Source organism: Pseudomonas arabinosi (assembly GCF_047758675.1).
Taxonomy (GTDB): domain Bacteria; phylum Pseudomonadota; class Gammaproteobacteria; order Pseudomonadales; family Pseudomonadaceae; genus Aquipseudomonas; species Aquipseudomonas arabinosi.
Genome location: NZ_CP180480.1, coordinates 2,979,314 through 2,999,843 on the forward strand (window position 1 = coordinate 2,979,314; position 20,530 = coordinate 2,999,843).

32 protein-coding genes are annotated in these 20,530 nt (G+C 53.6%); 14 read left to right on the top strand and 18 right to left on the bottom strand.

Features of this window, described 5'->3' with window-relative positions; genetic code table 11:
• Positions 1-80: 80 nt before the first annotated feature.
• Positions 81-878, top strand: coding sequence for a putative phage abortive infection protein (locus ACMXYJ_RS13935; RefSeq protein WP_415760275.1), 798 nt, complete (start codon positions 81-83; stop codon positions 876-878).
• Between the two features lie 26 nt (positions 879-904).
• Here ACMXYJ_RS13935 and ACMXYJ_RS13940 read toward each other — a convergent pair whose 3' ends face one another.
• The gene (locus ACMXYJ_RS13940; protein WP_415760276.1) at positions 905-1,120 is read right to left on the bottom strand and encodes a hypothetical protein; all 216 of its coding nucleotides are present in this window, start codon (positions 1,118-1,120) and stop codon (positions 905-907) included.
• A 128-nt stretch (positions 1,121-1,248) separates the two neighbouring features.
• On the opposite strand from ACMXYJ_RS13940, the gene ACMXYJ_RS13945 reads away from it, so the two are divergent.
• Positions 1,249-1,515 (top strand): hypothetical protein, encoded by a 267-nt coding sequence (locus ACMXYJ_RS13945; RefSeq protein ID WP_415760277.1) that lies wholly within the window; start codon positions 1,249-1,251, stop codon positions 1,513-1,515.
• Between the two features lie 3 nt (positions 1,516-1,518).
• Here the strand turns inward: ACMXYJ_RS13945 and ACMXYJ_RS13950 are convergent, their stop codons facing one another.
• Complete coding sequence (locus ACMXYJ_RS13950; protein WP_415760278.1) at positions 1,519-1,920, bottom strand: hypothetical protein; 402 nt, start codon at positions 1,918-1,920, stop codon at positions 1,519-1,521.
• Between the two features lie 102 nt (positions 1,921-2,022).
• On the opposite strand from ACMXYJ_RS13950, the gene ACMXYJ_RS13955 reads away from it, so the two are divergent.
• Positions 2,023-2,334 carry a hypothetical protein gene (locus tag ACMXYJ_RS13955; RefSeq protein ID WP_415760279.1) on the top strand — a complete coding sequence of 104 codons (312 nt, stop codon included), beginning with the start codon at positions 2,023-2,025 and terminating at the stop codon, positions 2,332-2,334.
• On the opposite strand, the gene ACMXYJ_RS13960 is transcribed toward ACMXYJ_RS13955, so the two are convergent.
• Positions 2,320-2,676: a hypothetical protein gene (locus tag ACMXYJ_RS13960; RefSeq protein WP_415760280.1), complete on the bottom strand. Its 357-nt coding sequence runs from the start codon at positions 2,674-2,676 to the stop codon at positions 2,320-2,322. The two genes, ACMXYJ_RS13955 and ACMXYJ_RS13960, sit on opposite strands and share 15 nt — an antisense overlap.
• Positions 2,677-2,862: 186 nt before the next feature.
• Here ACMXYJ_RS13960 and ACMXYJ_RS13965 point away from each other — a divergent pair, with 186 nt between their 5' ends.
• Positions 2,863-3,222 carry a hypothetical protein gene (locus tag ACMXYJ_RS13965; protein WP_415760281.1) on the top strand — a complete coding sequence of 120 codons (360 nt, stop codon included), beginning with the start codon at positions 2,863-2,865 and terminating at the stop codon, positions 3,220-3,222.
• A 1-nt stretch (position 3,223) separates the two neighbouring features.
• Positions 3,224-3,775, top strand: coding sequence for a hypothetical protein (locus ACMXYJ_RS13970; protein WP_415760282.1), 552 nt, complete (start codon positions 3,224-3,226; stop codon positions 3,773-3,775).
• Between the two features lie 25 nt (positions 3,776-3,800).
• Here ACMXYJ_RS13970 and ACMXYJ_RS13975 read toward each other — a convergent pair whose 3' ends face one another.
• From ACMXYJ_RS13975 to ACMXYJ_RS13985, 3 genes are read right to left on the bottom strand one after another with little or no spacing between them, the layout of a single operon-like run.
• Positions 3,801-4,235: a hypothetical protein gene (locus ACMXYJ_RS13975; protein WP_415760283.1), complete on the bottom strand. Its 435-nt coding sequence runs from the start codon at positions 4,233-4,235 to the stop codon at positions 3,801-3,803.
• Entirely contained in the window at positions 4,232-5,098 is an 867-nt protein-coding gene (locus ACMXYJ_RS13980) for an ATP-binding protein (RefSeq protein ID WP_415760284.1), read from the bottom strand. The genes ACMXYJ_RS13975 and ACMXYJ_RS13980 overlap by 4 nt, the downstream gene beginning before the upstream one ends.
• Before the next feature lie 11 nt (positions 5,099-5,109).
• Positions 5,110-5,256 (bottom strand): hypothetical protein, encoded by a 147-nt coding sequence (locus ACMXYJ_RS13985; RefSeq protein ID WP_415760285.1) that lies wholly within the window; start codon positions 5,254-5,256, stop codon positions 5,110-5,112.
• Positions 5,257-5,404: 148 nt separating this feature from the next.
• On the opposite strand from ACMXYJ_RS13985, the gene ACMXYJ_RS13990 reads away from it, so the two are divergent.
• Positions 5,405-5,668, top strand: a complete 264-nt coding sequence (locus ACMXYJ_RS13990; RefSeq protein WP_415760286.1) for a hypothetical protein — start codon at positions 5,405-5,407, stop codon at positions 5,666-5,668.
• Positions 5,669-5,733: 65 nt separating this feature from the next.
• On the opposite strand, the gene ACMXYJ_RS13995 is transcribed toward ACMXYJ_RS13990, so the two are convergent.
• The 4 genes from ACMXYJ_RS13995 to ACMXYJ_RS14010 form a co-directional block, all read right to left on the bottom strand.
• The gene (locus ACMXYJ_RS13995) at positions 5,734-6,810 is read right to left on the bottom strand and encodes a hypothetical protein (protein WP_415760287.1); all 1,077 of its coding nucleotides are present in this window, start codon (positions 6,808-6,810) and stop codon (positions 5,734-5,736) included.
• Between the two features lie 257 nt (positions 6,811-7,067).
• The gene (locus tag ACMXYJ_RS14000) at positions 7,068-7,262 is read right to left on the bottom strand and encodes a hypothetical protein (protein ID WP_415760288.1); all 195 of its coding nucleotides are present in this window, start codon (positions 7,260-7,262) and stop codon (positions 7,068-7,070) included.
• Entirely contained in the window at positions 7,259-7,492 is a 234-nt protein-coding gene (locus tag ACMXYJ_RS14005; protein ID WP_415760289.1) for a hypothetical protein, read from the bottom strand. Before ACMXYJ_RS14005 ends, ACMXYJ_RS14000 begins: the two co-directional genes overlap by 4 nt.
• A complete protein-coding gene (locus ACMXYJ_RS14010; RefSeq protein ID WP_415760290.1) occupies positions 7,489-7,737 on the bottom strand; it encodes a hypothetical protein in 249 nt (82 codons plus the stop codon). The genes ACMXYJ_RS14005 and ACMXYJ_RS14010 overlap by 4 nt, the downstream gene beginning before the upstream one ends.
• Before the next feature lie 197 nt (positions 7,738-7,934).
• Here ACMXYJ_RS14010 and ACMXYJ_RS14015 point away from each other — a divergent pair, with 197 nt between their 5' ends.
• On the top strand, positions 7,935-8,279 hold the full coding sequence (locus ACMXYJ_RS14015) for a hypothetical protein (RefSeq protein ID WP_415760291.1): 345 nt from the start codon (positions 7,935-7,937) through the stop codon (positions 8,277-8,279).
• A 60-nt stretch (positions 8,280-8,339) separates the two neighbouring features.
• On the opposite strand, the gene ACMXYJ_RS14020 is transcribed toward ACMXYJ_RS14015, so the two are convergent.
• Entirely contained in the window at positions 8,340-9,095 is a 756-nt protein-coding gene (locus ACMXYJ_RS14020; protein WP_415760292.1) for a hypothetical protein, read from the bottom strand.
• A gap of 884 nt (positions 9,096-9,979) precedes the next feature.
• On the opposite strand from ACMXYJ_RS14020, the gene ACMXYJ_RS14025 reads away from it, so the two are divergent.
• Positions 9,980-11,311, top strand: coding sequence for an IS4 family transposase (locus ACMXYJ_RS14025; RefSeq protein WP_415756706.1), 1,332 nt, complete (start codon positions 9,980-9,982; stop codon positions 11,309-11,311).
• Positions 11,312-11,398: 87 nt separating this feature from the next.
• On the opposite strand, the gene ACMXYJ_RS14030 is transcribed toward ACMXYJ_RS14025, so the two are convergent.
• From ACMXYJ_RS14030 to ACMXYJ_RS14060, 7 genes are all read right to left on the bottom strand, one after another.
• Entirely contained in the window at positions 11,399-12,763 is a 1,365-nt protein-coding gene (locus ACMXYJ_RS14030; RefSeq protein WP_415760293.1) for a PDZ domain-containing protein, read from the bottom strand.
• A gap of 63 nt (positions 12,764-12,826) precedes the next feature.
• Positions 12,827-13,381 carry a hypothetical protein gene (locus ACMXYJ_RS14035; RefSeq protein WP_415760294.1) on the bottom strand — a complete coding sequence of 185 codons (555 nt, stop codon included), beginning with the start codon at positions 13,379-13,381 and terminating at the stop codon, positions 12,827-12,829.
• Positions 13,382-13,893: 512 nt separating this feature from the next.
• Positions 13,894-14,379, bottom strand: a complete 486-nt coding sequence (locus ACMXYJ_RS14040) for a hypothetical protein (protein WP_415760295.1) — start codon at positions 14,377-14,379, stop codon at positions 13,894-13,896.
• A gap of 10 nt (positions 14,380-14,389) precedes the next feature.
• Positions 14,390-15,508: a HigA family addiction module antitoxin gene (locus ACMXYJ_RS14045; RefSeq protein WP_415760296.1), complete on the bottom strand. Its 1,119-nt coding sequence runs from the start codon at positions 15,506-15,508 to the stop codon at positions 14,390-14,392.
• Between the two features lie 16 nt (positions 15,509-15,524).
• Positions 15,525-15,821, bottom strand: a complete 297-nt coding sequence (locus ACMXYJ_RS14050; RefSeq protein WP_415760297.1) for a type II toxin-antitoxin system RelE/ParE family toxin — start codon at positions 15,819-15,821, stop codon at positions 15,525-15,527.
• A 139-nt stretch (positions 15,822-15,960) separates the two neighbouring features.
• Positions 15,961-16,149: a hypothetical protein gene (locus tag ACMXYJ_RS14055; protein ID WP_415760298.1), complete on the bottom strand. Its 189-nt coding sequence runs from the start codon at positions 16,147-16,149 to the stop codon at positions 15,961-15,963.
• Positions 16,150-16,262: 113 nt separating this feature from the next.
• Positions 16,263-17,021 carry a S24 family peptidase gene (locus ACMXYJ_RS14060; RefSeq protein ID WP_415760722.1) on the bottom strand — a complete coding sequence of 253 codons (759 nt, stop codon included), beginning with the start codon at positions 17,019-17,021 and terminating at the stop codon, positions 16,263-16,265.
• 83 nt (positions 17,022-17,104) lie between these two features.
• On the opposite strand from ACMXYJ_RS14060, the gene ACMXYJ_RS14065 reads away from it, so the two are divergent.
• The 6 genes from ACMXYJ_RS14065 (at position 17,105) to ACMXYJ_RS14090 (ending at position 20,450) form a co-directional block, all read left to right on the top strand.
• Positions 17,105-17,344 (top strand): hypothetical protein, encoded by a 240-nt coding sequence (locus ACMXYJ_RS14065; protein ID WP_415760299.1) that lies wholly within the window; start codon positions 17,105-17,107, stop codon positions 17,342-17,344.
• Positions 17,345-17,379: 35 nt separating this feature from the next.
• On the top strand, positions 17,380-17,721 hold the full coding sequence (locus tag ACMXYJ_RS14070) for a hypothetical protein (protein WP_415760300.1): 342 nt from the start codon (positions 17,380-17,382) through the stop codon (positions 17,719-17,721).
• A gap of 22 nt (positions 17,722-17,743) precedes the next feature.
• Complete coding sequence (locus tag ACMXYJ_RS14075) at positions 17,744-17,995, top strand: hypothetical protein (protein ID WP_415760301.1); 252 nt, start codon at positions 17,744-17,746, stop codon at positions 17,993-17,995.
• A gap of 156 nt (positions 17,996-18,151) precedes the next feature.
• A complete protein-coding gene (locus tag ACMXYJ_RS14080; protein WP_415760302.1) occupies positions 18,152-18,622 on the top strand; it encodes a YmfL family putative regulatory protein in 471 nt (156 codons plus the stop codon).
• Between the two features lie 168 nt (positions 18,623-18,790).
• A complete protein-coding gene (locus ACMXYJ_RS14085) occupies positions 18,791-19,654 on the top strand; it encodes a replication protein (protein WP_415760303.1) in 864 nt (287 codons plus the stop codon).
• Positions 19,644-20,450: an ATP-binding protein gene (locus tag ACMXYJ_RS14090; RefSeq protein WP_415760304.1), complete on the top strand. Its 807-nt coding sequence runs from the start codon at positions 19,644-19,646 to the stop codon at positions 20,448-20,450. The genes ACMXYJ_RS14085 and ACMXYJ_RS14090 overlap by 11 nt, the downstream gene beginning before the upstream one ends.
• Positions 20,451-20,530 lie beyond the last annotated feature (80 nt).

The following is a 20,530-nucleotide window of genomic DNA, read 5'->3' on the forward strand; positions in this document are numbered from 1 at the left end:
CCGTCAGCCTGATAGGTACCTGTAGAATAGGCGATCTAGTTTTCTGGGTTGATCTAAATTTAAAGAAGGATGCTACGCCGGTGAATAAGATAGAGAGGTCGCAGCAGCGACGAAATATTTGGAAAATTGCGTTAGTTTTGTTTTTTGTTTTAGATATTTATATTGTGTTTTTTGCGTTTTTACTATGGGATACACCTTTGTCTGAGGTTGCGGGAAAGATCCGTGAAGGGGAATTTGGTGATAGCTTCGGCACACTCAACGTTTTATTTTCTGGGTTTGCATTTTCCGGCGTGATAATAACCATGCTCCTTCAGAGGAAAGACCTTGAAGAGACTCAGGGGCAAGCAGCTAAGCAGCAAATCGAATCTCATTTTTACAGTATGTTGGAGTTGCAGCAAAATCTCGTTCAAAGCTTTGACTTGAAACGAAATGGCGTTGTAATTATGGTCGGTCGAGATTGCTTTAAGTCGTGGTTGAGGTTTTTTAGGGCTGAATATGGACGTGGAAAAAATAGTCATGAGGCTCAGGTTGTTAGAGCTTATCGAGAATTGTGGTCTAGGTATCAAGGTGACTTGAGTGTGTATTTTAGGAGTCTTTACTCGGTATTCAGGTTTGTTTCAGAAAGTAATCATGCGGACAAAAAGAAACTTGGCGTAGTGGTTCGTTCTCTGTTGTCGGATTTTGAATTGGTTATTTTGTTTTATAATTGCGTTAACCCCAGAGGTATTAAGTTTCAAGAATATGCGTATGAGTTCGCGATTTTTGATAATCTAGACCACCGGATGCTCCTTAATCCCAGAGATGTCAAGCTTCTAAGCAAGGCTGCATACGGGGGGAATGAGGAGATTTTAGCGCTATTTGATGATGAGTTTATTTGAGCATTATACGTTGATACTAATCTCGCTCAGAGATCCAGACCAATTTGGCTGAACTGATTGATGTAAGTCGGGATCAGCCGGAGGCACTCGGTTCGGTGTGCGATGCGGCTCACTGCGGAGATCCAAGCCAGCGCACTTACTTCGCGTAGAGGTCGCCGGGTCGCCGGGTTGCCGGATAACACGACAATTCCTTCTAGCTCAAAAAAAACGCCGAGCAGCTCACGGTTCGCCTCATCGTCCATTTCATTCTTGTAGTACCGACCGCTCGCGGCACCCTAGCACTTGATGTCGTGCCTCGTACGCTGGCGTGATTCGTTGAGGTGGGGTATTTGTGTAAAGCCCGGCATGGGGCCGGATCAAGGAGATATCCGTGGACTGCGCACAAGTAGCAAATGTCGCGTCGCTCGTCGTTGGTTTGGCTTCGGCGGGACTCTGGGTAATTGCCGCAATCGTCAAAGCACCTGTGCCGCCAGAGTTTAAAGGCATGCCAGATGGTGATTATTGGAAGTGCGCCGTAATTGATGGTGGCGAGCTTTTTGGGACACTCCGCTTACAGGCAAAGTGGAACAGCAGAGCGGCATTCGCAGCGGCGGCAACGGTCTTGCTCCAGATTGCAGCCAACATGCTGGGTACGTGAACGTTAGGCTCGCCGCACTTTGAAGTGGAGCATCGCCCTGATGCTGTGGCAGTAATCCTGAAGGCGCTCATAGGCCTTGTATTTGGCCTGACCCCGAGTAGCCGCCCACACCCTGATCAGATCTTCTCGGGCCTCTCGGCTCCAGCTGAGATCATCCCAATCGTGGCTGAACGGCAGGACCAACCACTCTTTGAGCGGCAACGTTTCCGCCATCTCGCAGTACTGCATTTCATGCGTTGGGTGGTAGTTGCTGATCCGCTTCTTCGGGTCTTCATCCAGCACGACGCCGATGTAGTGACCTCGATCAGCCAGGATGACACCAGGCTTCCCGTAGGCGATGACTCGGCGGCCGACCTCGGCAGGCACCTGATAGTGCTGCCGGACGTATGCGCAGTTGTGGCTCATGGATTTCTCCAGGCAGGCGCCGCCCTCCGTGACCGGTGGTGGCAATTAGGTTTGGGTTGGGGTATTACGGGTGATCAATAATCAGGAAGGGCAGGAAATACTATGTATGCGGGTGAGGTTTCAGTGAACGCGATGACCGTATTCGGCATCGGGATTTCTACTCGACACGGAAAAGCATACGAACTCGCTGAAATGATAAATTTCTGTGTTGCGCTGGAAAGTCGAGGTATGCAAAAGAAGGTCATCAACGTGTTCTATGACTCGAACAGCTGTTGCTGCAACTTTGAACTGTGTCCATCTGTCGACCGATACGACGATTCGGAGCAAGAGATTCTTGATGCCGCCAAGGAAACTATCGGGCAGTTTGATTGGTTCGGTACGGTGAAGCATGGCGCACCGTTAGAGCGGGGCTAGCACTTCATCTCCTGGGTCTCGAGCCAATTCAGCCAAGCTTTCAAGGCGAAATGTCTGCGACACCTGCTCGCTCACAACAAAAGGTGTCGTGACACAGCGAAGCATCTGCGCCGCCGTTTCGAAGTCAGCGGCGATCACATTCCGCAGAAGGTTCTGATACACCTCCTGCTGGTTGTTGAAGTCGTGCTCTTTCATCAGGCGCTTGAGGTCCGACATGAACACGCCGGCCACCTCAACGTTGAATCGCCCGACTCCCTTCGCTGCATCGGCCGCTGCTTTCTTCTCGCGTTTCTTTCGCTGCTTGATGGCTTCCGCCGTCGGCTCCTGCTGTTCCTCGGCCATGGCCTGCCTCTTCAATTCCGTGGGCCGGTAGATCCAGCCATGTTTGTCTTCGGCGCTGGCGCACCTGTTTGATGATTACATAGTTTAGATTTTTGATTGCATCTGGGCACCAAAACACATCGCATGTATATTGCGCGGGGAATAAATTTATTCCAAAGAATGCCTATTAAAAATCGGAGTTGGCTCATGACGATTGAAAAACCAGATGTAAATAAAATTATGGACTCATTGACGCGTTATACTCCACCTTTGACACCGCCACCTCCACCACCATCTCCATATGTAAATGGCCTTTGGTATAATGGTAAGACTATTAAGATTGATGGTTGGGTTTTTGAGTCTTGCAGATTTGATAATTGCACTTTAATCGTTACTACGCCCCATTTTTCGCTCATAAATTGTTATTTGGATATTACGAATACAATAATGTATCAAGGTTCTATACTGAGTATAATTAAGTTATACAACCTTCGTTCTACTGCTGCTGTACCGCCAGATTTTTCGGCAATTCGCAATCCTGATGGTACCGTAACGGTAGGGGGTTGATATGGACGTCAAAGCAGCCGCAAATTTAAGTTTGGTCCCCAAAGGTGGGCAAATAGCGCCATTCATTTTGCTAGCGTTTTCAGCTATTTTTTTTGGAGTTGCAGTATGGCTTTCGATTGACGGTAAGCCATATATTTTGCCGCTATTAGGGGCAGTAGTTTTTTTTGTTGTCGGCTGTTTGTTTTGGTGGGTTTCTCATCGGAACGAAGCTCTTCAAAGATCTCATGCCTTTGAAATGAGTGTAGGAGGCGGGAAAAACGCTGTTGTGATCAGCGCAGATCCTCGATCGCTCCCTGCTCTCGACTACCTGAAAGACATACTCTCGCATTATTCTGCAATATTTCATAGAGAACCACTTCCAGAGGCAAGTGGAATCGTTGGGAAAGATGGTGTGCCAGTGCTGGGAAGTTCTGAACAGGCTAAAGACATAACAAGAAAGGCAAATCTCCAAGCGCAACAACAAGCTGACAATATGGCTCGCCAACTTGTGGAAACTCAAAATAGTGCAGAACTCGGTTCTTTTTCACCTATCGTTTCACAGAAGGCTGAGTGAGAACTAATGTGTTTTTTTAAATATATCAGAGGGCTCGTGAGTTGAGGGTGATGCCGTGGAAGCGGGCGATTCGGCGCAGAACAATGCGGCCGATACCGATCTGGTCGGCAATGGCGACCTGGGTCATGCCGGCCTTGGCCATCCGCCGGATGCACGGCACCAACTTCGCTTCCTCCTTGCGCCGATCCTCAAGGGTGGCGTCGGTGGTGGTAGCGAACTTGATGCCGTAAAGGCCGGCGATGTAATTGATGGTCCGGGTCGACTTGCCCAGGGCCTTTGCTGCGGTGCACACGCCGGCGCTGGTGAAGCCGCGAATAGCTTCAACCAGATCTGCGTCTACCGGCGGTACGGCCGATAGCAGATGGTCTGGGCAGGCCCTGACTGCATCGGTCACGACCTGCACCCGGCCGCCGGCGGACTCGAACTGGGCAATGGCTTGCTGCAGTTCGGCGGCGTTCATGCTGACTCCCTCGCTCTGCTTAACTCTGCCTTTCGGATCTCCTTGGCAGCCACCAGGGCAGGCTTGAGATTGTCGAAGCCCTGCACGATCGCTCGACCAGCGTTGTAGGCAGATTCCAGTGCCGCCATGTCCGGCGCTCTGGTTATGTCGGCGATGGCATCCACTAGCAGTTCCTTGGCGCGCTCTTCTGGACTTACACCAGAGTTCAGCCAGTCAAGTAGGCGTTTGCCTGTTTCCTCGCTGATCAGCTCAGGCTGGTCGAACAGCTTCGTCCGATCCTTGCTGGCCATGGCCGTGTGCCCGTCGTGAGTCAGGTCCAGCACCACTGTGAATTCGTAGTCGGTGCCATCGCGTTGCTCGGACTTCATTCCGAGTTTGAGGATCTTCTTGCCCTCACCCTGAACCGTTTCGGTCTTGCTGCGCATGGTGCAAATGATGTGCAGTGAGCTGGTCAGGATTTTGTCCGTCAGCTTCCGATGGCGCGGTGTGGTTTCATTCCAGGCGGCCCAGGTGTTTCCCTTGAATTTCTGGTGTGCCAGTTTCTCGTTGGATTCCAGGCAGCCGCCGGAGCCAGTCCACTCATGCGAGTAGCTGTCGATGATCAGCACGGTATATCCGGACTGCTCAGCATTCGAGATCGCGTCCACGTATCGTTCTGGCGAGTACGGTGCGTGCAGGTTCAAAACGTCGAAGTCGGCGATATCGGCATACAGTTCAGCACTGCCGCTTTCGGTGTCGATCACTGCGATTCGGCCGCCAAGGCCCATGGCGAGCAGCAGGGCGGAGTAGGTCTTGCCTGATCCTGATGGCCCAGCAAGTGCCAGCCGTAGCTTGGCCTGCTTGCGTTCGGCTTTCTTGAACATCGTGAGTTTCCTCAGATTGGTTGATTGTCCCACTGCTGCTGTATACGGCGGGCTTCGTCTTCGTACTCTTTGCGTTGCTCACCTGTGTATTTCTCAGGCGAGAAGGCACCGACCTGCATCCAGTCGAACTGGGCAGCCAAACGCGGGGATGTATACATGGAGGGCCTCGGTAGGCGACTGAACAATAAAAAGGCCTGGATTTGGCTTATGAAGTGCTTTGTTCATCCAGCACTAGCTTGTTGGTGATTAGGATTTTTAAACTTGGTAAATCGGTGTATAAAAGCCAGTTCACAACGGAGGTGGTAAATGGCTAAGAAGCAACATATTGGGCACTTCATAAAATTGCCCGACGAATACAAAGTAAGTACCAAGGACAAAGAGGGAGATGACTTCCGGATGCATGCCACGGGTATTTACATCACTTGGGATCACAGTCGGGCATGGCTTCAATACGCTGGGGAGCAAGCCGGCGAATCTCACGCTGTGATAGAGATACCTTCAGACCCTACCTATCTTCGTAAATTTGCTAGAGAACTAACCGCACTCGCTAAGAAAATCGAGCAGGGCTAGGTGCCTGATCAGATCTACATGTGGATCTGGAGCGTTATAGCGAAGTAGCCATACTCTGAGATGCCTCAGTAGGCGATGGAGACGGCGGGGATCTTGCGTTGGTGGATCAGGATGATGACGGTCTTGGCTACTTCCTCATTGATGCCGCCGGCAATCAGCGCCTTTTGTGCAGCAAGGCAGATGGTTTTCTTGTGCTCCTTGTCAGCCTCGCGCAGCCGTTCTTGACGAAGGATCTCGTCGGCCGCCGCTTCCTGCCGGGCGATCTCGTCCAGCCGAGCTTTTTCAACAGCGGCTGACTGGCGCTGATCAGCCTCCACGCGATCCCGTTGAGCCTTCTCTTGGGCAGCGATGCGATCGGCGTCAGCCTGCTTCAGCGCGCGGTCGGCCTCGGCCTTCTGATCAATCAGCGCTTGCTCACGCTTGGCGGCTGCCTCACGTTCGAGGCGGGCCTGTTCTTCGGCTTCGCGCTGGGCTTTCGCCACCGCCTCGCGGGCAATGGCGTCGTCACGCTCTTTCTGTTCACGCTCAGATTTCTCCGCATTGAACCGGGCGATCTCTGCCAGTTCGGCTTCGTGCTTCTGGCGTGCAACCAGCGCGGCGCGCAGCTTGGTTAGTGTTGAATCTTTGGTCAGCGCGGCATCGGCCTGAAACTCCTGCCAGCTTTCCCCGAGCTCGACCGCTTCAACCTTTGTCACTCGATCCGTCAGATCCTCGGAGGTAAGGCCATCGAGGTCGGAGGCGTGTGCGTGGATTCGGTCCAGCGCCTGGTTGTGCGCATCGATCCGCGCATCCTCGGCGGCCTGCCAGTCATCCAGCGGCTTGCGAACCTCCTTCTGCCACAGTTCCAATTTGTCCCACACCCGTTTGCGCTCGGCGTCGATCTTCTTCGGCACTTCCTTTTGTTCGGCTGACAGTTGTTTGCCGACGGCCTCTAGGGCAGTTTTGGATTTCGCAATTTTGTGTGCCATCGAGGCGTACGCGTCGCGACCCTTCTTGGTGGTCAGTTCCGGCAGAATCTTGTTGAAGTCGTCGATTTCGGAACGGATCTTTTGAAGCCAGGGTTCAAGGCCGTTTTCGGCGGTGAAGACGGCCAACGCCGTTTCCTTTGGCGGAACGACGGCAAGTTCGGTTTGTGCGGACACGATGAAATCCTTGCCGCGCCAGGCGCAGCCATGAAGATGTGGATTATTGAGTGACGCGGTCAGCAAGAGCACTGAGCAGCATAAGGAAAGCGAAGAGGGCGAGGACAGGCAGAGAGCCGCGCCAGATCAGCAGGCGCCGCGCCCGCTGGCGACTGGTCACCTGAACACCCGGTAAGTCATCTCGTGCGGCACTTGGCAGACGCTGTAGGCCATCAGAACGAATACCAGGCCAACGGTGAGAATCCAGTAGAAGGTCTTCACGACCGAACCCTCACCGCAATCCGGTGACCCTTCATGGTCGGCGCCAAGCGCTGCGGCAGGTTGACGACCAGCTCTTCGCGCTTGCGGCCGATCACCTCGTTGAAGGGCAGGCCAAATCCGAGCAGGATCAACTTCGATTCGATCTCGTCGAGCTGCTCGTCGATCAGTGATTTAACTGGTGGGGTGGTCATGCTGCAGCTCCTTGCTTGATCGATTCGTTGTAGGAGGCGTAGATCTGATCAATGCGCGCCCTGTATTGACGCTGCTCACCGTCGTCGATGACGCGTAGCAGGTAGGCGAGGGTGATGCACGACGTCGCCGCTGAACTGGCGTTTGGTTTGCCCAAGTCACGGATCATGTTGTTGATCTCACCTTCGATCCAGGTGACCGCCGTATCGTGGTCGCGTTGTTGAATACTCACGCTGGATCTCCTTTTGGCGGGCACACGATTTCCATTTGAGCCATTGCCAGGCCGATGCGGTGCTTCAAGCTTTTGCGCTCTTCAATTGCGCGGGCGGCACGTTCAGCCAGCACCTTGGTGCGCATCTGCTCGGCAGCTTCGTAGTCGTGGAACTCGTCGGGTTTCGCTTTCTTCTCGCGCCCCCAAGCGTCGTAGCGCCTATCCCACTCTCGGGCTTGCGCACCGTCTGCATAGCTTGTTGCCATGGTCGCCTCCAGAGTGGCGGGTATTGATCCAACAAAACTCGGCTGCACTCATCCGTTCCGCTGGTTGCCGTTGGGCGCGGAGGGGAGTGCATGCGGGTGGTGTCGGGGAGGGGGATTGATTACTAAAGAAACGAGTGGGTTCGGCCGATAGGTTCGCGTTGGCATTGATGCCAAATACTTGAGAACTGGAGTTTCAAATGTCGCTGAATAAAGCCCGCATTGGCATGCCCATCGCGGTCATTGCCTTCACTTATGCGTTGACAACCCAAGCTGCCAGCGACCACCAAATTTCCGTTGTTGCCGTCGCTACCCATCAGGTGTGCGCGAAGAAGCATCCAGAAGCTGACCTTTCTCTAGACCAATTTATAGCGCTGCATCAGCATATGTCGGACCAAATGGCGGATCACATCCGGGACATCGCCACTCAGCCGATGTACAAAGTGGAAGTAGAGCAGGCGGTTCAGCTTTTAAACACCAAGGCCGACCAAGATCTGCTGGAGGTCACCTGTGATAGCTATTATCGAAAAGTAACTAAGCGTTAATAGACAACAGTGTCGTCTGCATCCGTCTGCCCACTCAGTGAATGGGCAGAGGTGATGCTGTCAGTCATAAATGCCGTAGCTGAAATCGTCTTCGTCGCAGTCCACCAGAATCTTGGAGGCGCCGAAGTAGAGGGCGGCGAGCAGCTTTTCGAACTTCGATCTGAAACGCAGGGTTTGGCCAATCTTTTCGTTGTCGATGCGGGCGGCGTAGACGGTGCCGATTTCACGCCCTCTTTCATCCCGGTCCTTTCCGCGCTTATCAAACGAAATGTGAATCGCGTTATCCAGGTTGTACTCACTGCGTTCGCGGCTGCTATAGGGCGATTCTTCTTTTGGCTTCTTGTCGAAGTAGATGTGCAGGCCGCCGTATTCGGATTCTTGAAAACGAATGTCCGGCCGTTCCCAGCGCTCCTCTGCGGCACCTTCTTTATGGTCGTCGACAAACGCTTCTAGGAGGTCCTGCAGGCTTACCACCTCTGGCATCTGGTCCTTGGTGAGAACTTCGTCGATGGCTTCCTGAGCGCGCCGCACCATGTCGGCCTCTACGCCGCTGGTTTCCCACTGTTCCTTCAGCGCTTTGGCGATCATGTCGTTGTAGCGCGTCAGCTCGAAAACCGTAGCCAGATTGGCAGGCAGCGCCGCCTTGATGGACTCCTCGACCTGCTTGCCCATGTCGCCGTAACGACCAAAGCAGTTGTCGATCACCTTGGTGAACATGGTCTTCACATGCTCGTCGATGATTGCTGCCGGCTGATCACCTGCAGCAAATGCAGTGACTCGCTCAACCAGCAGCGCTTGAAGGGTTTGTTCGCTCATTTGATGCTCCGTGCTTGATCGGTTGTTTTCCCAATGCACCCGTCACCAGGTGCATCAGTGAAAAATTCCGTTTCTCCACCACGCGCATCGCCGGATTCATATCTCTGGCCGTCGTCGCACATTTCGTGTTCGGTGCTGGTACGGCTGGCTTGCGTGGTTTCGCGTACTCACATCTGGTGAGCACGGCCAGTTCCAGAGCTGGCGTGGCATCGACTATTTGTTGCTCGCACTTACCGGCTGAAACCCGGGGTAGTCGATGGCGAGGATCCTGAGCTGTTAAAGAGCGGCGGATCTCTCGACCCTTCGCGGCTGGCCCCTGATTGGGTGCCGGTTGCGATGGAGTGAATATGTACCAACGGTTCACAGTTGTAAAGTACCAAAAGTACATATTTTTCCTTTGAGCACAAAAAAGCCCGCGCTTGGCGGGCTTCGATCCAGATTCTTTTATTTGTTCATGGCGCACGGCCACCATTGGTCGCCCAGAGTGCCATCATACTGAACGGTCCCTGTAACCTGACCTCTACTCCCATAGACCACCATTAGGGGCTCCAATGAGAGAGGCACAGCGAAGACTGGCCATGACCGCCTGGCGTGAGCTATTCGCACTGGCTGGAAGTCAAATGGACGCAGAGGTTAAGTACTTCGGGTTGTTGAGGCGGGCTGACGCCATGGAGCGGGCCGATCTGATCACCAGCGACCAGTGGCGCAAGCTTGTCCAGCAGGCAGGAGCATCACTTGCCAGCACTGCGGAGTGCATGGGCGGACCAGGGTAGGGCGGAACGAAAAAGCCCGGCGCTAGGCCGTAATGCTGTTCACTTAAGCATTTGAATCCTCGCCGGGCTTCTTCGAAAATCCGATGCCAGACCTCTGGCATCGGATTTTTTATGTCTGTTCAACAGGACTTGCTCGACCTCGGCGACCTTTTTAACTTCTGTGACTTGAGCACTTTCACTCAAAATATTCCCATCGAGTGGGTCGCATCTGCGCTGGATTTGTCCAGCCAGGCCACTATCCGGCGGCGTCGCTTGCCTGCCGACCAAGTGCTCTGGCTGGTGCTCGGAATGGCATTGTTTCGCGACGAACCTGTTCATGAAGTCGCCCGGCGTTTGAACATCTGCGCCCAAGGTCTGGCTTCTGACCATCTGTTGGCCCGTAGCGGTGTGACCGAGGCCCGCAAGCGGCTTGGGGCCGACCCGGTTGAGTGGTTGTTTCGCAAAACTGGCACTCAATGGGGCGCGCAGCGCTATCCCGATGATGCCTGGCAGGACTTGCAAGTATTTGCGGTCGATGGTGCGCTTCTGCACACGCCGGATACACCTGAGTTGCGAGACCATTTCGGTTCTGGAAACACCTCGACCGACCGCCAGACTCCCTTTCCCATGCTGCGCCTGGTGGCGCTGATGAATGTGCGTTCGCACCTGATCCTGGATGCACAACTTAGCCCTTACCGACGCAGCGAAATGCGTCTGGCCGATGAGTTTTTGCAGAAGATTCCCGACCACTCCGTGACGCTGTTCGATAAGGGATTCTGGAGCGCCGATCTCATGCTCAGCCTGAGCGGCGACGGCAATCACCGCCACTGGCTGATTCCGGCAAAAAAGGGATTGGTTTGCGAGGAGGTAGCCCGTTACAACCACAACGATCGTTTGGTGCGTATGAAAGTGTCGCCGCAAGCCAGAAAGCGAAATCCGACTCTTCCTACACACTGGGAGGCGCGTGAAGTCAGTTATGAAATTCAAGGTAAAGTAAAAACAATCATGACATCGTTGCCGGCCAAGACCTACAGCACAAAGGCCGTTGCCGTGTTGTATCAAGAACGCTGGGAAATCGAATTGGGCTTCAGGGATATCAAAAGCTCAATGCAACAGAACGCAGTGACCTTGCGCAGCAAAAAAGTCGACCTGATCTACCAGGAAGTATGGGGGCTGTTGCTGGCTTACAACGTGATTCGCCGGGAGGCGAGTCAGGCAGCAGTGGCGTTTGGCCGAGCGCCGTCGGACATCCGATTCAAGCCGGCTTGCCAGTACATCGCCGTGCAGTTGATCGTGATGGCTGCGGCCAATCCCGTTTCGGCGACGGGTAGACGGTTAGCAGAACTAAGAAAAGGCGTTGCCGGGCTGTTTCTGGATCACCGCCCAAGGCCTTCAAGGCCAAGGACGGTGAAAATTTCAAAAACCCGATTTCCGGTGGACCGTAAGGCTGCTCCGCTTAAGTGAACAGCATTACGGCGCTAGGCCGGGCTCTTTATGCACGTGGCCAAATCCCTTTGGCTGACTGCATTATTTTGAATAGATGTCGTGCGGCTACGGCCAAGCAACAGTCTGTGATGAGGGATCACCCTTGTGCATACCCGCTAATTCAAGTTCTGCTTCTGCGCGGGTGTAATGACAAAACTGTCCTGCCGTCTGTTTTTTAGTAAAGAGGCCGCCCTTGGTTTGTGCCATGCAATTATACGTGTCCGACTCACATGAAATTACGCCATTGTCGAATTCCCCCCAGGCGCCGGGCTGCACTTGCTTAACTTTTGCAATGTAGCTTTTTAGGGATGCCAGCATGGCAGTGCTGCTACCGTCGTAATCATGTTTTTCTTGTATTGGGCTGATAACAGCTCCGTACGTGTTCTCTATCGCCAGGTATGCCAAGCAAAAGTTTCTCGTTTTTTCTGGTTTGGAAGTTTCTGCCTGCAGCGTCTGAACGGGAAGTGGAGGTGCGATTGCTGAAGAAGTCTGGAATGCTAAAGTCGGCAGTGGATTTGCTGGTCCGGCCACCTCGGTATTAGCTACCATAAATTTGGTGTCACGCCTTAACTTCAAATTCTGCACCGATCCAATAGGTGCATGGCCTAATACTGTACGTAGATCGATGGCATTCCTTATAGGCTTGCCATTTACTTCCGTGATGACATCGCCGACTTTAATTCCTGCTTTGTCCGCGGAGCCTTTTGGAGCAACGGAAAGCACCATCGCCCCCTCAGCAGGAATTTTGTACATCGCCACATACCTTGGATCTACATTATCCATGCTGATTCCAATACGCCCTCCAACCCAGGTAGACGGAGGGCACTTTTTCTCGCTCATCGCTTTGCTTCTTGCTGCAATTCTGGCTTGAGCTATCTGCTGACCCTCGATGTCATTGGCCTTTTTTCTACCATCCAGGCGCTCGTAAGCAAATACAACGGCAACTTCAAGGTAATCGCAGGATTCATTGCGGTATGCGTCAGGCACTTCTGCAGCGATTATTGTTGCAGCGGTTGTCGGAACTGCTGCGCTGGCCCCCGGGACCGTAGGTACGGCAACTGACGAGGGGTAGGGCGAAGAGCCCGTTTCCGAATCGTCAGAAAGGAGTGGCGCAACTAGCATAACGCCAACGTAACCTGCTACCCCGGCAACCGCCAGGCCCGAATCACCGGTCGCCGCCCCGCCCACCAACATGCCCATCGCGGCCAACTCACTCAAGCCCCCATCGGAAGAGCAGCCACTGATGCTTGAAAAGCACGAGGTCATAACCAAATAGCGGGCTGACTTTGAGATGTGTGCGAGCATTAAAATCCCCTGGAAGATGAACGATACGTGCTCGTACCGATAGGCATCATGGCTAATGCTCTCATGCCCTAAAAGAGGCATCGGCTGCCATGAGAAAAAGGTTAATGAGGGCTCCTGAAAGGACATGTCGCACGTCGGAAAGCGAGTTCATGGAGCAAATCGGATGGGGTAGCCCGGCGCTGTACTTAGCTATGGCCAGCCAACAATTTTCATTGACGAGTCGTTCTTCTGCGACCGTTTAAGCTGTGCATCTGCATCAGCTCGAGAAACATAACAAATCAATCCCACATCTTGCTTCGCCGCATCGTTGGTTTTCGGTTTCATCTGGTAGATGAATGCGTTCTGCATCTTGATCGTATCTGAATACTCAAAATCCCCCCAGATACCAGGTTGGGATTGCTTCACCTTTTCAACATAGCTGTTTAACCGTGTCTGAAAAACAGACCCAGTCCTATCGGTATCGTTTATTTCAATTACTGGACTGCAGGTCGATCCGCGCTCTTCTCCGACAGTCAGGTACGCGTAACAGTAATTCGTATTGCTCGCAGGTTTAGCAGGCTCGGGGATGGGCGCTCTTACGGGTTGTGGTGCAACTGCCAAGGAGGGAGCCGCGGGGGTGGCAGCGGTTGGTGATAACGCGGAAGATGGAGTAGCTGTTTTTGCATCGTCATCCCCAGACATAGACGCCGCGAACATCAGCCCCGTGCCGACCGCAGCTGCAGCCAACAAGGTCCCCGAATCCATACTCGCCGCCCCTACTACAAGGCCTACTACGGCTAACTCTCCTACTCCGCCATCGGAAGCACACCCACCGATACCTGAAAAGCAAGATGCGATGGCCAAACAACGGGCTGACTTCGAGACGTGTACGAGCATTGATGCCCCCTGGGCGATGGCGATACGCTCTCGTACCTGCGGGCATAATGGCAATTCGCCTTGATTTTGTACATCGCGAAAACTGGCTAATCGGAACTATGTCTGGAACCGTCGTTAGGAGGGGAGGAGTGACCGAATCGCAGGCAAAGAAAAGCCCGCGATGGGGAGCGCGGGCAAAAGGCTTCATTAGGAGCTGCAGTCAGCATAGGCTGCGGCCCGTGAAAAACTTGTGAAAGCCCAAAACGAAAAAGCCCGGCGCTAGGCCGGGCTCTTTATGCACGTGGCCAAATCCATTTGGCTGACCGCATTGTGCTTGGTAGGTGTGACGAAGGCGTTACAGGGTAGAGACAACAAGCCCGGCGCTGGGCCAGGCTTGGATTTCACGCAGCGGCGCTTTCCTGAAAGGGGAGCTGAAGCTCCTCAACGTCATATGTGAAGTCGAGAACTATCTGTATTGGCTCTTGAGAGCGATCTTTTGTGTTGTACACATCAACATCTGTTTTCAGTTGATAGCAATCACCTACAATTTGCTGCCTACGCTGAGCGAAAGATCTCACAAAGTGTTCTCGAGGTGCTAATTCGTCATCCATATCAGCCCAAAGCGAAAGGGTTTTGTCGCCTTTTTTCGATCTGACAGCATGTTTTGCTCTGTAGCGCTGACCATTCTGGTTGGTCCTGTACTCTTCACGAAAAGCTTGAGAAATATCTGAAGCAATCGCGTCAATAATTGTTTTGGTGTTTGGTTTGTGTAGTCCATTCTTGTATGCCCATGCTGCAATCGCGTGAGCGTCAATCAGGCCATCATCACCGACTTCTTTTTTGTACCTTTCAAGATACAGTTTTATCTGGTTGGAATAAGCAGTCATAAGTACCCCTTCAGCTTGAAAGTGATCCCCAGCCATCGGCATCAGCCGAAGGCAAGACAAAGCTTCTTACTTTTACTTGATGCTTTCTAAGGAAGTCATGGCGCTCAAGCTTTCTCTGGAGCTGACCTACAACTATCCCAGGGTGGACTTTAATTCTTTGTGCGAACAAAATGACCTTTTGCTCTGAGAAGTATGGCTGAACGCGAGAAACAAAGTCGTTAAGCTGTTTTACTGGAACGCAAAATTCTTGCGCTGCCCCGTTGGCAAGTTTCTCGCACTCGTCTAGTTCGCCATCAGCAGACCCTAAATCGAGGTCTACTATCGGCGTATCGGAGTGCCGTCCATCTTCCCTTAGAACGTGCTCAATCTCGTGCCGCAGTACAAACCAAAAATTATCTATTCTGTCGTAACGAAGGGTCATGCCTATCACAGGCTTGTCCTCCGATAACCAGAAGCAGGCGCCATCTATTTTTGAACCAGATATAGCCTCGACAAACACAAGTCGAACGCCGGCTTCCGCAAGGAGTCTTGGTACGTGTCGAATTTCTTCAGCGGACAGCAGTAAATTTTTTAAACTTTCTACGGCAGCTAGCAATTTCTCTTTTTTATAAGAGGTAATGACCTGCCTGTCGGCCATGAGCCTTACACGAAAAAGCCATGCAAGCTGAAGAGAAGTAACATCTAAAGCAACATCGGTTTTCTTTGCGTAGTGAGTCAGACTTGGATGGTCTTGTAGTGTGGGAATGTTGAAAAAATCACAAAACCGTTGCTCAAGAACATCTAGATTTTCACTTGCCTGAATCCAACCGCGTCTAAGCATTTCCCGCACGGGGAATTTGCTGTACAAATTAGCCTTTCTAGCGACACTACTGTGTTCTGTTTTAACTTTAGAGAGCTGGTATTGACTCTCTAAACTCATCCAGTACTCAGCAGATGTTCCGAAAGCCTCGGCAAGCCCTTTCGCTGTTTCAGGCGTTACGGCTCGCTTCCCAGCGATCAGCTCACTAATAAGACGCGGCGGGCGGTCCAGAATGTCTGCAAGTTCTTGCTGGCTCCACTCTCGCGCTTCCAGCTCTTCCCGCAGGAACTCTCCTGGCGGAAATACTTCAGCAGGCACGCGTGCGCTCATAATAATAACTCTCCTGTCAGTGATAGTCGGCTATTTCAACGATTCCGATGACTTTGCAGGGGTGATTTCCTCTGATTTCCAGAATTAGACGCCACTGTAGATTTAGTCTGATCGAATGCTGGCCTTCTCTGCTTCCTTTCAATTTTTCACAGTGCAGCGACTTCACTGCGTATAGATCTCTCTCATCACTAAACGCACGAATTTGCTGCATACGCCTTCGGAAGGCGCGGACTACGTCCTGTGAATGACCTGCTGTGAATCTAGCTTCAACCTCAAGTCTATCCAGGTCTTCATCGTCGAATTCAACGTCCATGGCGCTACTCTAGATCAAGGCGTAAAAAGCGTCAAGTGACGTCATTACACCTAGTGTAAAGATGGTGTTCCGATCAATCAAGCCGGATCGTCCCTGTCTCGCATAATCCTTCCCGCCTTCACCTCATCAGCGTAAGCGGTCAGCCTGCCATCGCGATTCTCAGTGCTACCGCGGCCTCAAGCAGCTTATTCGCCTGATTCGACACAGCCGTCGCCAAGACATCATTTCCAGCGTCCTTCAGCATTGCAGCCAAATCGAGCAGCTTCCCAACCTCGGTCTCAACGACGCGAACGGATTCGGTTATCTGGTATTGAAGTGAGTGCGCCATGCCATCAATCCTCGTTCCAGACCGGCTTGGATCCCCGTGGCAAGGGTGATTCGCTGTACCTCTAATGATTGTCGCGACATCTGTTAACCGGGTTAACCCTAAGCTTGGCGTGCCTACAGATCGCCGCCGCGCCAGATGACACGACCGAGGATGCGGTGTTCGTGGATCTCGCCATCAGGCAGCACCTGATCGCCGTGATTAATTTTGTCTGGGTTGTCGCTTCGAATGATCCAGCCGTCGATATCCGACTCGATCAGGCGCTTCACGATCGTGCCCTTGGTCTGACTGAACATCACAAATATCTGGCCATCGACAGGATCGACGCGCGACTCGTCAACCAGCAGAACATCGTGGTCATTGATCGTTGGCCACATGCTGTCGCCATCCGCGTAGATGACTTTCAAGCTCTTTGGGTTGACGCCTTTGATTCGCAGCCATTCGCGCTTAAAGGCAAGAGTGCCTCGAAGTTCGATGTGTGGGTTTTCATGCCCGATACCAGCAGAAGCCATCGCCGTGTACTGGGGGATAAAAGCGTATTTCTCATCGCTTACCACACCATCACTTTCGTTCGACGCGAATGGAAGGATGTCTGCACTAGCAGTCTCGGGGTGGGCAGAAGGCTCACCTTCGCGCATTTCGCCGCGGCCATATTCAAGCCACTCAACACGAACCTTCAGCGCGGTAGCGATGGCGAGCATTTTTGCGCCGCCAGGCATTGACTCGCCATTCATCCATTTACTGGTGGCTTTAGGCGTGACGCCGGCCATTTTCGCAAGGCGAGCGCCTGCGCCCCATTCGGGTATCTCGTTGGCCGCTAAAGCCCTTTTAAGGCGAGCGACGAAAGCAATGCGCAATTCTTCTATCTGAACCATAGGTTCAATATCGCACGCGCTTGCATGTACTTTCAGTTCCGACATAATATGTACTGTAAGTTCATAATTGACCCGGAGGCCTTATGCGGCCGCTCAAGAAATCGATAGATGACGCTGGCGGCGTGCCAGTGGTTGCGCTGGCCTGCGGGAAGTCGCCTCGGGCCGTTTACAAGTGGCTGACTGCTGATTGCCTGCCACGCACCGAATACACCGGCGAGACGCGCTATGCGGAGCGGATTGCTGCTTTGGCTGCCGCCAAGGGAAAGCCATTCGAGCCGTCTTGGCTGCTCGCTGAAGCCCACCCAAAGAAAGCCGCCGCCTAACCCAGTCCAGTCACACCGACCCCGGAAGTGAACCAATGGCCTACGACAACAAGTCGCACCGCAACACCCATCAGCTGAAGTCGCGCCTGAATGACGCCGCCTACGCCGACCTCATTACCGAGGCAGTCGAACGCAAGATTCAGCCGGGCGCATTGGTTCGAGATCTCACTCTGGCGGCTTTGCAGTTCAAGCGGGATTACGGGTACTTCCCTCTGCTTGACGACAACGAGCTGGATGGCTTTCCGGCGCTGGGTGAACTGGCTCGCGAGCTGAAGATTCAACCTGGCGCACTGGCGCGTGAACTCATTCGATCAGCCCTGCAAGCCAAGCGAGAGCAGGACGCTAACCAGATCAACGACAAAAAGCTCAGAGCCTGACCAGGCCACGGAGGAGGCGCAAATGCCTGCAATACATGAAGTAGGGCAGTACACGCAGGACGAGAAGGACGGGCTTGAACAGTGGGCTGACGAGGTCGGTATTGGTATGGATCAGTTGGCCGACCGAATCCTGCAGATGACAGAACGAGCGGTCGAGCGTCGCAGTGCTGCTCGCCTCGCAGCAGATAAAGCCACTTTGCGAGACCGTCTCTCTGCTCATTTCGCACAAGTGGCACAGGCAGACAACGTGATTTCGATTTTTCCCGTGAGGTAACGGTCCGGCCCCTTATTAGGGGCCAGCTTGGCAGTGATTGGGCCAAGCGGGGCTGGCACCTAATAAGGGGCCAAGTAGAAAAAAGGGTCATGGGTTCATCCCTGATCAGTTGATGAACGAATCATGAATGTTGTTGAGCAAAGGAAAAACTAGACGATGAAGTCGCCAGTGCTAGAAACCCGCAGAGCAGCAGTGATTGCAGCCGCCAATGCCGTCTCGGGCGGGCTTCCTTGCGCCGCTGCATTTCTTGGAGAAGAGAACTTCAAGCGCTTCAAGAACCGGATCTATGAGTCGGCAGGCGTCAAGCCACTTACTGACGATGAGGTTTGCGTACTCGAAACCGAATCTAAGACCTCCTTCCTTCCCGACTACCTCTGCGCCATGTACGGCGGCGTATTCGTTCGCCTACCAGAGGCCGGGCAGCTCGACAACGTCGATCTGTATCAGCGCGCACTGGCTGCATCTTCCCAGCGCGGAGAGCTTGACCACATGGTCGCCATGGCACTGGAAGACGGCGAGATCGACGCCGCAGAAGCCAAGAAGATTCGCGCACTGCATACCAAATACCTGTCGGCCAGCCTTGAGGCTGTGGCGGCAGTGATCGAGTTACACAAGGCCCGCACCTAAATCGCAGGCACAAAAAAGCCAGGTTCGTGGCCTGGCTCATTGCTACTTCAGCGAGGCAATAATGAATACACAATCCATCCCCGTCAATAACTCAGCCAATGTCGCGACACGTTTTGTTAATTCCGAAAACGTGTCGCGCCTCAAATCTCGTTCTCAGGGAGTCAAGCAATGACCCCCGACAACATCATCCAGCTGAACAGCAGCAGGGGATTCACCCGTATGGACAACAGCCTGATGGAGGCTTTGGCTACGGTTGACCTGCCAGCGCGCGAACTGCGCGTTCTCATGGCCATTGCACGGCAGACCATTGGCTATCAACTCGAAACCAAGCGCCTGACTGCCGACGATATCGGCAAGCAGACCAACATGCGCCGAGACGTCACGTCGAAAGCGATCAGTCATCTCCTTGAGCGTCGAATCATTTTCCGGGTAGGGGGAAGCCGAGGTGATATCGGGATTTCCCATATTCGCGAGTGGTCCTTCTATGAGGAAAAACCTGTAAGTCTCACTGAGACCAAAACGTCTCACTCAGCCCAAATCGTCTCACTGAGACCAGATACGAGTGAGACCAAAACGGCAACTTGCCTTCTTTATGGAAAGAAAGAACCCCTATTAACTCTTCCTTCGGAAGAGATTAATCCGCCCCAAGAGCAACCGGAACAACCGAAGCCTGATCGCAAGGCTCCGTTCGGCATGACCCAGCTGCTGGCCGACAACCCGCACAACGTCCCTGAGCAACTGCTGGCCGACTGGCTAACCCAGCGCAAGGCCAAGCGCGCCGCCGTCACCGCCACCGTCTGGTCAACCGTCAACGCTGAGCTGGCCAAGTGCGTAGAAGCTGGAATCACGGCGTCCGACGCAATCACCGAAGCGCTAACTTCTGGGTGGCAAGGGTTCAAGGCGTCCTGGGTGATCAAGCGTATGGCCGAGTCGGCCCCGGCCCCGGTCGTTAAGTCCCGTCACACCGGCTTCGCTGATCGCAACTACACCGACGGACTGATCCAGCGGGAGGACGGTAGTTATGCGTTCTGAGCCGGTACAAACGACTCCTGAGTTTCCACCAGGAACTCGCATCCAGCCCGCCGACTGTGACACCCACGGTGAGTTCGAGCAGAAGATCTTCTCGGTCATCGGCCGCGAGCTGAAGACCGGTTGCCCCGAGTGTTCCCGCATTGCCCAAGAAGCGACGGATGAGTCCGAGCGCCAGAGTAAGGCGCTGATGCTCCGCATGGCCGTGGAGCGCAAGCTTGGCTCGGCGCTGATCCCGAAGCGCTTTGCTGGCAAAACCTTCGAAGGCTACGTGGTCACCACCGCCGAGCAGCACAAGGCGCTGAATACCTGCCGCCGGTACGCCGCTGAGTTCTCGCAGATCGCCGAGTCGGGCCGTTGTCTGTTGCTGCTGGGCCAGCCTGGCACTGGCAAAACTCACCTGTCCGTGGCGATCGCGAACGAGATCATGGCCCGGTCGAGCGCTACCGCTGTGTACCGCACTGTCGGGTCGGTCTTGCAGGCAATCCGTGCCACCTACGACCGGACCAGCGAGCAGAGCGAAAGCCAGATTCTGTCGAGCCTCGTCAGTCCTTCGTTGCTGATCCTCGACGAGATCGGCGTCAGCAAGGAAAAGCCCAGCGACTTCGAACTGACCACGTTGTTCGCAATCATCAACGGCCGGTACGAGGAGCAGCGCCCGACGGTCATCGTTTCGAACCTGGATGCCAAGGCATTGCCGGCCGCGATCGGCGAGCGGTGTGCGGATCGTCTGCGGGAGGGCGGGGTGATCGTCATTCCTTTCGAGTGGGAATCTCAGCGCGGCAAGGAGGGTTTCTGATGATTCCTAAATCCGCAAACACACTGGCCTGCACCTTTGCCGGTTTCGCCATCGACGTGTTCTGCGTCCTGATCACAATG

What these genes read in the sequence shown, in the direction of transcription:
- ACMXYJ_RS13940 (WP_415760276.1), bottom strand. Translation starts at nt 1,120, where the DNA reads ATGGACGATGAGGCGAACCGTGAGCTGCTCGGCGTTTTTTTTGAGCTA.
- ACMXYJ_RS14035 (WP_415760294.1), bottom strand. Translation starts at nt 13,381, where the DNA reads ATGGATTCGGGGACCTTGTTGGCTGCAGCTGCGGTCGGCACGGGGCTG.
- ACMXYJ_RS14080 (WP_415760302.1), top strand. Translation starts at nt 18,152, where the DNA reads ATGAAGTCGCCAGTGCTAGAAACCCGCAGAGCAGCAGTGATTGCAGCC.
- ACMXYJ_RS14070 (WP_415760300.1), top strand. Translation starts at nt 17,380, where the DNA reads ATGGCCTACGACAACAAGTCGCACCGCAACACCCATCAGCTGAAGTCG.
- ACMXYJ_RS14015 (WP_415760291.1), top strand. Translation starts at nt 7,935, where the DNA reads ATGTCGCTGAATAAAGCCCGCATTGGCATGCCCATCGCGGTCATTGCC.
- ACMXYJ_RS13985 (WP_415760285.1), bottom strand. Translation starts at nt 5,256, where the DNA reads ATGTATACATCCCCGCGTTTGGCTGCCCAGTTCGACTGGATGCAGGTC.
- ACMXYJ_RS14020 (WP_415760292.1), bottom strand. Translation starts at nt 9,095, where the DNA reads ATGAGCGAACAAACCCTTCAAGCGCTGCTGGTTGAGCGAGTCACTGCA.
- ACMXYJ_RS14065 (WP_415760299.1), top strand. Translation starts at nt 17,105, where the DNA reads ATGCGGCCGCTCAAGAAATCGATAGATGACGCTGGCGGCGTGCCAGTG.
- ACMXYJ_RS13980 (WP_415760284.1), bottom strand. Translation starts at nt 5,098, where the DNA reads ATGTTCAAGAAAGCCGAACGCAAGCAGGCCAAGCTACGGCTGGCACTT.
- ACMXYJ_RS13970 (WP_415760282.1), top strand. Translation starts at nt 3,224, where the DNA reads ATGGACGTCAAAGCAGCCGCAAATTTAAGTTTGGTCCCCAAAGGTGGG.
- ACMXYJ_RS14050 (WP_415760297.1), bottom strand. Translation starts at nt 15,821, where the DNA reads ATGGACGTTGAATTCGACGATGAAGACCTGGATAGACTTGAGGTTGAA.
- ACMXYJ_RS14010 (WP_415760290.1), bottom strand. Translation starts at nt 7,737, where the DNA reads ATGGCAACAAGCTATGCAGACGGTGCGCAAGCCCGAGAGTGGGATAGG.
- ACMXYJ_RS13960 (WP_415760280.1), bottom strand. Translation starts at nt 2,676, where the DNA reads ATGGCCGAGGAACAGCAGGAGCCGACGGCGGAAGCCATCAAGCAGCGA.
- ACMXYJ_RS14055 (WP_415760298.1), bottom strand. Translation starts at nt 16,149, where the DNA reads ATGGCGCACTCACTTCAATACCAGATAACCGAATCCGTTCGCGTCGTT.
- ACMXYJ_RS14090 (WP_415760304.1), top strand. Translation starts at nt 19,644, where the DNA reads ATGCGTTCTGAGCCGGTACAAACGACTCCTGAGTTTCCACCAGGAACT.
- ACMXYJ_RS13950 (WP_415760278.1), bottom strand. Translation starts at nt 1,920, where the DNA reads ATGAGCCACAACTGCGCATACGTCCGGCAGCACTATCAGGTGCCTGCC.
- ACMXYJ_RS13965 (WP_415760281.1), top strand. Translation starts at nt 2,863, where the DNA reads ATGACGATTGAAAAACCAGATGTAAATAAAATTATGGACTCATTGACG.
- ACMXYJ_RS14030 (WP_415760293.1), bottom strand. Translation starts at nt 12,763, where the DNA reads ATGTCCTTTCAGGAGCCCTCATTAACCTTTTTCTCATGGCAGCCGATG.
- ACMXYJ_RS13975 (WP_415760283.1), bottom strand. Translation starts at nt 4,235, where the DNA reads ATGAACGCCGCCGAACTGCAGCAAGCCATTGCCCAGTTCGAGTCCGCC.
- ACMXYJ_RS14025 (WP_415756706.1), top strand. Translation starts at nt 9,980, where the DNA reads ATGTCTGTTCAACAGGACTTGCTCGACCTCGGCGACCTTTTTAACTTC.
- ACMXYJ_RS14045 (WP_415760296.1), bottom strand. Translation starts at nt 15,508, where the DNA reads ATGAGCGCACGCGTGCCTGCTGAAGTATTTCCGCCAGGAGAGTTCCTG.
- ACMXYJ_RS14060 (WP_415760722.1), bottom strand. Translation starts at nt 17,021, where the DNA reads ATGGTTCAGATAGAAGAATTGCGCATTGCTTTCGTCGCTCGCCTTAAA.
- ACMXYJ_RS13990 (WP_415760286.1), top strand. Translation starts at nt 5,405, where the DNA reads ATGGCTAAGAAGCAACATATTGGGCACTTCATAAAATTGCCCGACGAA.
- ACMXYJ_RS13955 (WP_415760279.1), top strand. Translation starts at nt 2,023, where the DNA reads ATGTATGCGGGTGAGGTTTCAGTGAACGCGATGACCGTATTCGGCATC.
- ACMXYJ_RS14040 (WP_415760295.1), bottom strand. Translation starts at nt 14,379, where the DNA reads ATGACTGCTTATTCCAACCAGATAAAACTGTATCTTGAAAGGTACAAA.
- ACMXYJ_RS14085 (WP_415760303.1), top strand. Translation starts at nt 18,791, where the DNA reads ATGACCCCCGACAACATCATCCAGCTGAACAGCAGCAGGGGATTCACC.
- ACMXYJ_RS14075 (WP_415760301.1), top strand. Translation starts at nt 17,744, where the DNA reads ATGCCTGCAATACATGAAGTAGGGCAGTACACGCAGGACGAGAAGGAC.
- ACMXYJ_RS14000 (WP_415760288.1), bottom strand. Translation starts at nt 7,262, where the DNA reads ATGACCACCCCACCAGTTAAATCACTGATCGACGAGCAGCTCGACGAG.